Origin of the sequence: Pseudomonas sp. NPDC087817 (assembly GCF_044742875.1) — a bacterium.
In the GTDB taxonomy this organism is placed as follows: Bacteria; Pseudomonadota; Gammaproteobacteria; order Pseudomonadales; family Pseudomonadaceae; genus Aquipseudomonas.
In genome coordinates, this window is sequence record NZ_JBIUVJ010000098.1 from 1 (window position 1) to 11,428 (window position 11,428).

Consider the following 11,428-nt stretch of genomic DNA (forward strand, 5'->3'; position numbering starts at 1 on the left):
CGCGGCTCAACCGCCCCCCCGCCGGCCCACACCATCTGGTCTCGCCCGGAGGCGCGCGCGACCCCCGCGACCCGGATAACTTCCTGACGCCTATGCTCAGTTGCGAGGCCGCCAAGAACGGCGAAAACTACGCACGCTGGTGCAACGAGAAATTCCAGGCACTGCTCGACGAAGCACGGGCTAAAGTAGATCCGGCCGAGCGCGCGAAACTCTACGAGCAGGCCCAGGTCCTGTTCAATCAGGACCAACCGTGGATCAGCATGGCCCACACCCGGATGTTTACCGCAATGCGCAACAACGTAGAGGGCTATCACATCAGCCCTCTCACCACTAATAACTTCGCCACCACCCAGGTGAAGTAGATAAGAAACTCCCGGCCTCCCTGATTCCAGGGAAGCCGGGCACGCCTAACCGGCTGATGAGGTACCACACAAGATGTTTAGTTTTATTGCCCGCCGACTGGGGTTGTTGATCCCCACGTTTTTCGGCATCACCTTGCTGACTTTCGCGTTGATTCGCTTGAGGCCGGGCGACCCCGTGGAAGTGATGATGGGGGAACTTGGGGTCGACCCCGAAATGCACGCTCAGGCAATGGAACGCCTCGGTCTGAACAAACCGTTGTATGCCCAGTATCTGGACTACATCGGCAAACTGGCCCACGGCGACCTCGGCGAATCCCTGCGCACGCGCGAAAGCGTATGGACCGAGTTCTCCTCCCTCTTCCCGGCGACCCTGGAACTGTCCATGGCCGCCCTGCTGTTCGCCGGCATTCTGGGCCTTCTGGCCGGGGTGATTGCGGCACTCAAGCGAGGATCCCTGTTCGACCACGGGGTGATGGGCATCTCCCTGGCGGGGTATTCGATGCCGATATTCTGGTGGGGCCTGATCCTGATCATGTTCTTCTCGGTGAGCCTGGGCTGGACCCCGGTTTCCGGGCGGATCGACCTGCTCTACGACATCGAGCCACGCACCGGTTTCATGCTCATCGATACGCTGCTGGCCGATGACATGGGCGCTTTCCTTGATGCCCTGCATCACCTGATCCTGCCGGCCATCGTGCTGGGTACCATTCCGCTGGCGGTGATCGCGCGGATGACCCGTTCGTCGATGCTCGAAGTGCTGCGCGAAGACTACATCCGCACAGCCAAGGCCAAAGGCCTGTCGCCGTCGCGCGTGGTGTTCGTCCACGGTCTGCGTAACGCACTGATTCCGGTACTGACCGTGGTCGGCCTGCAAGTCGGCACCCTGCTGGCCGGTGCGGTGCTGACCGAAACCATTTTCTCCTGGCCCGGCATCGGTAAATGGCTGATCGAAGCCATCGGCGCCCGGGACTACCCGGTTGTGCAGAACGGCATCCTGTTAATCGCCTGCCTGGTGATTCTGGTCAACTTCGTAGTGGACATCCTCTACGGCTTTGCCAACCCACGCATCCGTCATCAGCGCTGAGGTCGATACCCATGAGCACTCCAACATCCTCAGTAGCCACCGCCACGTCCGCCGTGGATCAAAGCCTGCTGTACCCGTCACCGTATAAAGAATTCTGGCAAGCCTTCTCGAAGAACAAGGGCGCCGTTGCCGGCCTGTTGTTCATGTTGCTGGTGATTTTCTGCGCGATCTTCGCGCCGTGGGTCGCGCCGCATAACCCGAGCGAGCAATACCGCGACTTCCTGCTGACGCCACCGGCGTGGCTCGAAGGCGGACAGATGCAGTTCCTGCTCGGCACCGATGAACTGGGTCGCGATCTGCTGTCGCGTCTGATCCAGGGTTCGCGCCTGTCGCTGTTGATCGGCCTGTCGTCGGTCGTCATGTCGTTGATTCCGGGGATTCTGCTCGGTCTGTTCGCAGGCTTTTTCCCGAAAGTGCTTGGCCCGACCATCATGCGTCTGATGGACATCATGCTGGCCCTGCCGTCGTTGCTGCTGGCTGTGGCGATCGTCGCCATCCTCGGCCCTGGCCTGATCAACACCGTGATCGCAATTGCTGTGGTGTCCTTGCCGTCCTACGTGCGTCTGACCCGAGCCGCCGTGATGGGCGAACTGAACCGCGACTACGTGACCGCCGCGCGCCTGGCCGGTGCCGGTCTGCCACGTCTGATGTTCATCACCGTGCTGCCGAACTGCATGGCGCCGCTGATCGTTCAGGCAACCCTGAGCTTCTCTTCGGCGATTCTCGATGCCGCCGCACTGGGCTTCCTTGGCCTTGGCGTACAACCGCCAACCCCTGAGTGGGGCACCATGCTGGCTTCGGCTCGCGACTACATCGAACGCGCCTGGTGGGTAGTGAGCCTGCCTGGTTTGACCATTTTGCTCAGCGTGCTGGCAATCAACCTGATGGGCGACGGTCTGCGCGATGCGCTGGACCCGAAACTCAAGAATGCCGCCTGAGGAGATTCCCATGTCACTGCTAGAAATCAAGAATCTCAACGTTCGCTTCGGCGACAAGACTGCTACGCCGGTTGTCGATGGCCTCGATCTGAAAGTCGACAAAGGCGAAGTGCTGGCGATCGTCGGCGAATCGGGCTCGGGCAAATCCGTGACCATGATGGCGCTGATGGGCCTGATCGAGCATCCCGGCATTGTGACCGCCGACTCGCTGAGCTTTGACGGCAAAGACATGCTCAAACTGAGCAACCGTCAGCGTCGACAAATCGTCGGCAAAGACTTGTCGATGGTGTTCCAGGACCCGATGACCGCGCTCAACCCGAGCTACACCGTCGGTTTCCAGATCGAAGAAGTGCTGCGCCTGCACCTGAAAATGTCTGGCAAGCAAGCGCGCAAACGCGCCATCGAACTGCTGGAAAAAGTCGAAATCCCCGGCGCCGCCAGCCGTATGGACGCCTACCCGCATCAACTCTCCGGCGGTATGAGCCAGCGTGTTGCGATCGCCATGGCGATTGCCGGCGAGCCGAAACTGCTGATTGCCGATGAGCCGACCACTGCTTTGGACGTAACGATTCAGGCACAGATCATGGACCTGCTGCTGGCGTTGCAGAAAGAACAGAACATGGGCCTGGTGCTGATCACCCACGACCTCGCGGTCGTGGCTGAGACCGCCCAGCGTGTCTGCGTGATGTACGCCGGCCAAGCGGTCGAAGTCGGCCAGGTGCCGCAACTGTTCGACATCCCGGCGCACCCGTACAGCGAAGCGCTGCTCAAGGCGATTCCGGAACACAGCCAGGGTGCCGAACGTCTGGCGACACTGCCGGGCATCGTCCCGGGCCGTTACGACCGCCCGCAGGGTTGCCTGCTGTCGCCGCGCTGCCCGTACGTGCAGGACAGCTGCCGCACCCAGCGTCCGACCCTTGATCCGAAATCCAACAGCCTCGCCCGCTGCTTCTACCCGCTGAACCAGGAGGTGGCGTAATGGCCGTCGTACTTACCGCCCGCGACCTGACCCGTCACTACGAAGTCTCCCGTGGCCTGTTCAAGGGCCACGCGACCGTGCGCGCACTCAACGGCGTGTCGTTCGAACTGGAAGCCGGCAAGACCCTCGCGGTGGTCGGCGAGTCGGGCTGCGGCAAATCCACCCTCGCCCGTGCCCTGACCCTGATTGAAGAGCCGTCGTCCGGCTCCTTGAAAATCGCCGGCCAGGAAGTCGCCGGTGCCGACAAGGCCCAGCGCAAACAGCTGCGCAAAGACGTGCAGATGGTGTTTCAGAGCCCGTACGCGTCATTGAACCCACGGCAGAAAGTCGGCGATCAACTGGCCGAGCCACTGTTGATCAACACCAACCTGAGTGCCGCCGAACGTCGCGAGAAAGTCCAGGCGATGATGAAGCAGGTCGGCTTACGTCCCGAGCACTACCAGCGTTATCCGCACATGTTCTCCGGCGGTCAGCGCCAGCGCATCGCCCTGGCCCGGGCGATGATGCTGCAACCGAAAGTGCTGGTGGCAGACGAACCGACTTCGGCGCTGGATGTGTCGATTCAGGCGCAGGTGCTGAACCTGTTCATGGATCTGCAGCAGGAGTTCAACACCGCCTACGTGTTCATCTCGCACAACCTGGCGGTGGTGCAACACGTGGCCGATGACGTGATGGTGATGTACCTCGGCCGCCCGGTGGAAATGGGCCCGAAAAACGCCATCTACGAACGTCCGCTGCACCCGTACACCCAGGCGTTGCTGTCGGCGACCCCGACCATTCACCCGGACCCGAACAAGCCGAAAATCAAGATCGTCGGCGAACTGCCCAACCCGCTGAACCCGCCACCAGGCTGCGCTTTCCACAAGCGCTGCCCGTATGCGACCGAACGTTGCAGCACTGAAGAGCCGGCCTTGCGTGCGCTCGACAATCGGCAGGTGGCGTGCCACTACGCCGAGCAATTCCTCGACGGCGCGGCGTAACAAGAACGGGAGGACATGCAAAAAACTGTGGGAGCGGGCTTGCCCGCGATGACGTAGTGCCAGTCAACTGATTTGTCGTCTGGCACACCGCAATCGCCGGCAAGAACGCTCCCACATTGACCTCTTCGTTCATGAGTCAGAAGTTAACCAAACCCCTTCTCCACCGATTGCGCATCAGTCGAGGCAGAAGGGGTTTTCTTTTGCCCGAAATCTACGTCTGGCTGTCGCCTTCGTCATCCGGATCATCAGTGTCCGGCTCGTCAGTGGTCGAGTCATCGTCATCGGCGGCGCCGCCCTGCCCCTGATCACCCGGTTCGGATTCGGACTTGGCCAGCATCAAGCCGCTATGCCCGACCTGCCCACTGAAGGCCTGAGAATCGTGATCCTCGCACTCGGCCCAGGCCGTCGCGGTGCCGAGGGACAGCATGACCATCACTTTCAACAGCAGTAAAACGCGTAGCAACCTGTTTTTCATGACCGATTCCATCCTGTGCAGGTGAAACAGCAATGCCGATCCGGCGCTGAATGAAATCTAGTTCCGATCAGCCGGCTTCACCAGATAGGACGCTAATGAACCCGCAGAAATGCCGTTGCCTGACAGACCTGTTTCGAATAACCGCCATAACCGGATCAACTAAACACCACGCGGCAGCACACTTCCAAGGGCTGGGCGCGTGGCCAGACAAGTCAGCGGAATGCTCATCAGCGCCAGCAACGCACTGGCCAGCCAAACGCTGTGCCCGCCAGCGTGGGCGTATAACTGACCACTGAGCACCGGCGACAACAGCGCGCTCGCGCTCCAACTCATGAAGAACAGGCCAAAGTACTGGCCGCTCTTGCCACCCTGCGCGTACTGCATGACCAGTACATTCAATGGCGGCATGAACAACGCCTCGCCCAATGTCCAGATCACCGTCGACAGGCAGACATAAAACAACCCGCTACCCAACGGCAACATGCCCAACCCGCAGGCCAGCAACACGGCGCCAGCTACCAGTTGCGCCCGCGCACTCCAGCGCTCGCCCCAATGGGCCAGCGGAATCTGCAGCGTCACCACCAGCAGCGCGTTGATGCCGAACTGCCAACCAATGGCCTCGGTGCTCAGCCGATAGTAATCCCGCAGATAGTTGCCGAGCGTGCTGTAGACCGTGTCGAACGCCATGCCGAGCACAACCGTCGCCGCCAATAGCCAGAGGAAGGGTTTGTCGCGGTAAGGCAAACCTGAAGCGGTTTCGGCTTTTACCTCAACGCTCAGCACCGGTCGCCGCCAGGTCGTGCGGACAAACCAAAACAAGGCCAGCACCGTCAGCGCCGCACTGGCAAAGAACACCCAACGAAAATCGACCTGCGCCAGCACCCCGCCAGCGACGCCGGCGGCGGCCATGCCAAGGTTTCGCGCAACCCGGCTCAGCGCTTGCGCGCGGGCACGTTGCGCGACCTCGCAATACTCCATGATCAAACGCTGATGCAGCGTTCGAATCGCCCCGTCGAGCACACCGCTGAACAGCAGCAATGCACCGAGCCACGCTACCTCCGTGACCAGCCCCAACAACAGCAGCGTCCACGCCGACAGGAAAAACAGAACCGCCGTCAGCCGCGCCGTGGAAAAACGGTCACTCAGCAAACCACCGACCATCGAACCGACCAACAGCCCCGCGCCGTAACCGGACAACAGCCAGCCAACCGTTTCAATCGCCAGCCCCAGTTCCTGACGCAGGTACAGCGCCATGAACAGCTTGACCATGCTGCTCAGCCGATTAATGAACAAAAGCGCGGCGAGCACCCAGGCCATGACACCGAAATAGCCGTTGATCCGCAGCAGATGAGTCAGTCGACTCGTCATTCCATTGACCTCTCAAAACGACTTGCGTGGACCTGAGACACTAACGGCCAGCTCGCCAGTTGTCGCGCTTAAGTACATCGAGACCACAAAAAACGGAGACACCCTACAGACTTCTGTAAAACAGCCTTCGACAACTCAACTGGATCGAGTGCACGCCATCAGAAATTGGTCACTGCCAGGCCGCCTTCGCGAGCAGGCTCGCTCCTACAATTGAATCGCATGCAGCCTGCAAGGCATGGGTCGGCTGGCAGGCCGCTATCGCTGGCAAGCCAGGCTCCCACAGGGATTGCATGCAGTCTGCGAGAAATGGGTCGGCTGGCAGGCCGCCATCGCTGGCAAGCCAGGCTCCCACAGGGATTGCGTGCAGCCTGCGAGACATGGCGCGGCTGCCAGGCCGCCTTCGCGAGCAGGCTCGCTCCTACAATTGAATCGCATGCAGCCTGCGACAAATGGGTCGGCTGGCAGGCCGCCTTCGCTGGCAAGCCAGCTCCCACAGTTTTGATCTATGTAAAGCACGCGGCGCATGCCGCCCCACTCAAAGGATGAGCGTTAGCTCGGCTGCAGCTCTTGATCTTGATTCACGGGCGACGTCGGCAGGCTGAGCGGAGGGATTGATCCGGGCATGGGAGCGCAGCGACCGTTTGGCGCAGCCAAACACATCGAGAGGAGGTGCAGCGAAGCAAACCGGAGGCGATGCGCCCGGATCGATCCCGGAGCGAAGGAACCCCGAGCCCCAGCGAGTGGGCCGAACGTTGGAGCAAGCGTTTTTTTGCTTACTTTTTTTAGGCGTTTGTAAAAAAAGTGAGTCGCCGTAAGGGCGAAACCTTAAGCCGCCATCACCAAAAAAACGGATATACCCCCAAAACCAAACCAAAAAAAAAGCCCCCAAGGCATACACCTAGGGGGCTTTCGAACAACTCAGCTCAGCGCTTAATGATGCTCACGCGTAGCACGGAACTTCACATCCGGCCAACGCTCCTCCATCAACGCCAGATTAACCCGCGTCGGCGCAAGGTAGGTCAGATGCCCACCGCCATCCAATGCCAGGTTCTCCACAGCCTTGTTGGAAAACTCCTCAAGCTTCTTCTTGTCGTCGCACTCAATCCAGCGCGCCGAGTACACAGTGATCGGCTCATAAGAGCACTCAACCTTGTATTCCTCTTTCAAACGGCTGGCGACCACATCGAACTGCAGCACACCCACAGCACCAAGAATGATGTCGTTGCTACGCTCCGGGAAAAACACCTGAGTGGCGCCCTCCTCGGCCAATTGCTGCAAGCCCTGACGCAACTGTTTGGACTTCAGCGGATCACGCAGACGCACACGACGGAACAGCTCCGGGGCGAAGTGCGGGATACCGGTAAAGCCCAAAGTTTCGCCTTCGCTGAAGGTGTCACCGATCTGGATGGTGCCGTGGTTGTGCAGACCGATGATGTCGCCGGCATACGCCTCTTCCAACTGCTCACGCTCGGAAGAGAAGAACGTCAGGGCGTCGCCGATGCGCACGTCCTTGCCGGTACGCACGTGGCGCATCTTCATGCCTTTCTCGTACTTGCCGGAGCAGATACGCATGAAGGCGATACGGTCACGGTGTTTCGGGTCCATGTTCGCCTGGATCTTGAAGATGAAGCCCGAGAACTTCTCCTCCACCGGCTCCACGGTGCGCTCGTTGGCGACACGGGCCAGCGGACGCGGTGCCCAATCCACCACAGCATCGAGCACGTGGTCGACACCGAAGTTGCCCAATGCAGTACCGAAGAACACCGGGGTAAGCTGACCGTCGAGGAACTCCTGCTGGTTGAACTCGTGGCAGGCGCCCTGCACCAGTTCCAGCTGTTCGATGAAACGCTCGTACTCGTCGCCCAGGTGCGCGCGCGCCTCGTCGGAGTCGAGTTTCTCGATGATCTTGGTTTCGGTGCGTTCGTGACCGTGACCGGCGGTGTAGACAATGATGTAGTCGTCGGCGAGGTGATACACGCCTTTGAAGTCGCGGTAGCAACCGATCGGCCAGGTGATCGGCGCAGCCTTGATCTTCAAAACGGCTTCGATCTCGTCGAGCAGTTCGATCGGGTCGCGGATGTCACGGTCGAGTTTGTTGATAAAGCTGACGATCGGCGTATCACGCAGACGGCAGACGTCCATCAGCGCGATGGTCCGTGGCTCTACACCTTTACCGCCATCGAGAACCATCAAGGCCGAGTCCACCGCCGTCAGGGTGCGGTAGGTATCTTCGGAGAAGTCTTCGTGGCCCGGGGTGTCGAGCAGGTTGACCATGTGGTCGCGATACGGGAACTGCATGACCGACGTGGTAATGGAAATACCCCGCTGTTTCTCCATCTCCATCCAGTCGGATGTCGCATGGCGGTCGGATTTTCGGGATTTCACCGTACCGGCCACTGCAATCGCCTTGCCCATCAACAGGAGCTTTTCGGTGATCGTGGTTTTACCGGCATCGGGGTGGGAAATAATGGCGAAAGTGCGGCGTTTCGCGACTTCGGCGGCCTGGTTGGTCATGGGAAATCGCCTGGCGGTGATTCAAAAAAGGGCCGCGATTATAGCCCAACTCGATGCAATAACCGAACCGTTGAGCACATTAAGGGTGGCCAAATGCTGCCGCAGGTGGGAACCTTTTAAAGCACGGAGACGTCCATCCCCTGTTACGAATTTTCGTCAGGGGCTGAAAAATCAGCAAGTTAGCCTGACGAGGCTGCGCTCATGGCTCGCTTTCAGACCGCTTTTTGCCGTTGCTGAGGGAGCTGCTTCTCGCGAACGTTTATTTCCCGGCAGCCAGGCATGGCATGCCACTCGGGACGGCGTTCGCCGACTATAAAAAAGGAGTCCGCCTGTGGCTATCCGCTATGGCAAAGGGCTGATGGGAGGTGCGGTGGTGATCGCGCTCCTGGCCCTGCTGGTCCACTGGATCGGCATCAACACGATCGAACACTACCGCGACGATTTGTTGTTTTACCTGCAAGCTCATCTGATTCTCGTCCTCGCTTCAATGCTGGCCGCCCTGGTCGTGGGCATCCCCGCCGGTATCTTTCTCAGTCGCCCGACCATGGTCGGCCGCGCTGAACGCTTCATGCAGATCTTCAATATCGGCAACACCGTGCCACCGTTGGCCGTACTGGCGATTGCCCTGGGGATTCTGGGCATCGGCAGTGGTCCGGCGATCTTCGCTTTATTCCTCGCATCGTTGCTGCCGATTGTGCGCAACACCTACGAAGGCCTGAAAAACGTCCAGGGTTCGCTGAAAGAAGCCGCCGTCGGCATCGGCATGACCCCGCGTCAGGTCCTGTGGCAAGTCGAGCTGCCCAACGCCGTGCCGATCATTGTCGGTGGCGTGCGTGTCGCGCTGGCGATCAACGTCGGGACCGCGCCGCTGGCGTTCCTGATCGGTGCCAACAGCCTCGGCAGCCTGATCTTCCCCGGCATCGCCCTGAACAATCAGCCGCAACTGCTGCTCGGCGCCGCGTGCACCGCGCTGCTGGCCTTGCTGCTCGATGGCGTCGTCACCCTCGCCAGCCGTCTCTGGCTGGAACGCGGTTTGCGCCCGTCTTAAGGCTTTTGCGAAGGAATGAATATGAAACGACTTAGCTTGATCTTAAGTTGCGTCCTGCTGTTCGCAGGATTGGCGCAAGCCGCTGAAAAACCCGTTATCCGCCTCGGCGCCCGGGTCTTCACCGAGCAAACCCTGCTCGCGGAAATCACCGCCCAATACTTGCGCAGCAAAGGCTACGACGCGCAGATCACTGGTGGTCTGGGCAGCAACCTCGCCCGTAGCGCCCACGAAAGCGGCCAGTTGGACATGCTCTGGGAGTACACCGGTGTGTCGCTGGTGGCCTACAACCATGTCACCGAGAAACTCGACAGCACACAGTCCTACGCCCGGGTGAAGGAACTCGACGCGAAAAAAGGCCTGATCTGGCTGACGCCGTCGAAATTCAGCAACACCTACGCCCTCGCCCTGCCGAAAAATGTGGCCGAGGCCTATCCGCAGATCAACAACATCAGCCAGTTGAACGAAGTGTTGCAGGCTGAAGCCAAGACCAATCACCTAGTCGCGCTGGACACGGAGTTCGCCAACCGCTCCGACGGTCTCGATGGCATGGTCAAGCTCTATGACATGAACCTGACTCGCAAGAACATCCGCCAGATGGACGCGGGCCTGGTTTATACGGCGTTGCGCAACGGTCAGGTGTTCGCCGGTCTGGTCTACACCACCGACGGGCGCTTGAACGCCTTCGGCCTCAAGTTGCTGGAAGACGACAAACATTACTTCCCCGACTACACCGCCGCGCCGGTGGTGCGTCAGGCCTACCTCGATGCGCACCCGAAACTGGCCGAGCAACTCAAGCCGCTGGCCGAACTGTTCGACGACGAAACCATGCGCCAGCTCAACGCGCGGGTCGACGTCGATCATGAAAGCCCGTCGAAAGTCGCCGCCGATTTCCTGCGCCAGCACCCATTGAACTAAGGAGGAAAAGTCATGGAATTTCTGAACGCCTTTTCCCACCTCGACTGGCAGCAGGTGATGCACCTGACCTGGCAGCACATCACCCTCGTCGGTATCGCTGTCACCCTGGCGATCGTCGTCGGCGTGCCACTGGGCATTCTGATGACGCGCTTTCCGAGCCTCGCCGGGCCGTTGCAGGCCAGCGCCACGGTGCTGCTGACCGTGCCGTCGATTGCCCTGTTTGGTTTGCTGTTGCCGTTCTACTCCAAGTTCGGCCAGGGCCTCGGCCCGATGCCGGCAATTACTGCTGTATTCCTTTATTCACTGCTGCCGATCATGCGCAATACCTACCTCGCCCTCACTGGCGTGGAACCGGGTATCCGTGAAGCCGCACGCGGCATCGGCATGACCTTCGGCCAGCGCCTGCGCATGGTCGAGTTGCCGATTGCCGTGCCGGTGATCCTCGCTGGTGTGCGCACCGCGGTGGTGATGAACATCGGCGTGATGACCATCGCCGCGACCATCGGCGCCGGCGGCCTCGGTGTGTTGATCCTCGCCTCCATCAGCCGCAGCGACATGTCGATGCTCATCGTCGGCGCGCTGCTGGTCAGTCTTCTGGCGATCTTCGCCGACCTCCTCCTGCAGTGGCTGCAACGCACGCTGACTCCAAAAGGACTCCTCAAATGATCGAACTTCAAAACCTCAGCAAGACCTTCCAAAGCAACGGCAAAGATGTCAAAGCCGTGGACTCGGTGAGCCTGACCGTCAATGAAGGCGAAATCTGTG

The 11,428-nt window shown here is 60.2% G+C and carries 10 protein-coding genes and 1 pseudogene; 8 read left to right on the forward strand and 3 right to left on the reverse strand.

Annotation, left to right across the window (positions count from 1 at the left end; translation table 11 throughout):
• The 5 genes and pseudogenes from ACIONG_RS28515 to ACIONG_RS28535 all read left to right on the forward strand — a co-directional run.
• Window positions 1-362: pseudogene (locus ACIONG_RS28515) on the forward strand (ABC transporter substrate-binding protein); the annotation flags it as partial.
• 73 nt (window positions 363-435) lie between these two features.
• Entirely contained in the window at window positions 436-1,446 is a 1,011-nt protein-coding gene (locus tag ACIONG_RS28520) for an ABC transporter permease subunit (RefSeq protein WP_401304204.1), read from the forward strand.
• Between the two features lie 11 nt (window positions 1,447-1,457).
• Entirely contained in the window at window positions 1,458-2,384 is a 927-nt protein-coding gene (locus tag ACIONG_RS28525) for an ABC transporter permease subunit (RefSeq protein WP_103303152.1), read from the forward strand.
• A gap of 10 nt (window positions 2,385-2,394) precedes the next feature.
• Window positions 2,395-3,363, forward strand: a complete 969-nt coding sequence (locus tag ACIONG_RS28530) for an ABC transporter ATP-binding protein (RefSeq protein ID WP_187676744.1) — start codon at window positions 2,395-2,397, stop codon at window positions 3,361-3,363.
• Window positions 3,363-4,343, forward strand: a complete 981-nt coding sequence (locus tag ACIONG_RS28535) for a peptide ABC transporter ATP-binding protein (RefSeq protein WP_103303154.1) — start codon at window positions 3,363-3,365, stop codon at window positions 4,341-4,343. Before ACIONG_RS28530 ends, ACIONG_RS28535 begins: the two co-directional genes overlap by 1 nt.
• Window positions 4,344-4,554: 211 nt before the next feature.
• Here ACIONG_RS28535 and ACIONG_RS28540 read toward each other — a convergent pair whose 3' ends face one another.
• From ACIONG_RS28540 to ACIONG_RS28550, 3 genes are all read right to left on the reverse strand, one after another.
• Window positions 4,555-4,818: a hypothetical protein gene (locus ACIONG_RS28540; protein ID WP_103303155.1), complete on the reverse strand. Its 264-nt coding sequence runs from the start codon at window positions 4,816-4,818 to the stop codon at window positions 4,555-4,557.
• Window positions 4,819-4,977: 159 nt separating this feature from the next.
• Window positions 4,978-6,186: an MFS transporter gene (locus ACIONG_RS28545; RefSeq protein WP_401304209.1), complete on the reverse strand. Its 1,209-nt coding sequence runs from the start codon at window positions 6,184-6,186 to the stop codon at window positions 4,978-4,980.
• Between the two features lie 930 nt (window positions 6,187-7,116).
• Window positions 7,117-8,700, reverse strand: coding sequence for a peptide chain release factor 3 (locus ACIONG_RS28550; protein WP_201235434.1), 1,584 nt, complete (start codon window positions 8,698-8,700; stop codon window positions 7,117-7,119).
• Window positions 8,701-9,058: 358 nt separating this feature from the next.
• On the opposite strand from ACIONG_RS28550, the gene ACIONG_RS28555 reads away from it, so the two are divergent.
• The 3 genes from ACIONG_RS28555 to ACIONG_RS28565 are packed head-to-tail and all read left to right on the forward strand — an operon-like array spanning window position 9,059 to window position 11,329.
• A complete protein-coding gene (locus tag ACIONG_RS28555) occupies window positions 9,059-9,748 on the forward strand; it encodes an ABC transporter permease (RefSeq protein WP_169432591.1) in 690 nt (229 codons plus the stop codon).
• Window positions 9,749-9,769: 21 nt separating this feature from the next.
• Entirely contained in the window at window positions 9,770-10,663 is an 894-nt protein-coding gene (locus ACIONG_RS28560) for a glycine betaine ABC transporter substrate-binding protein (protein WP_401304212.1), read from the forward strand.
• 12 nt (window positions 10,664-10,675) lie between these two features.
• A complete protein-coding gene (locus ACIONG_RS28565) occupies window positions 10,676-11,329 on the forward strand; it encodes an ABC transporter permease (protein ID WP_103303159.1) in 654 nt (217 codons plus the stop codon).
• The last annotated feature ends 99 nt before the right edge of the window (window positions 11,330-11,428 follow it).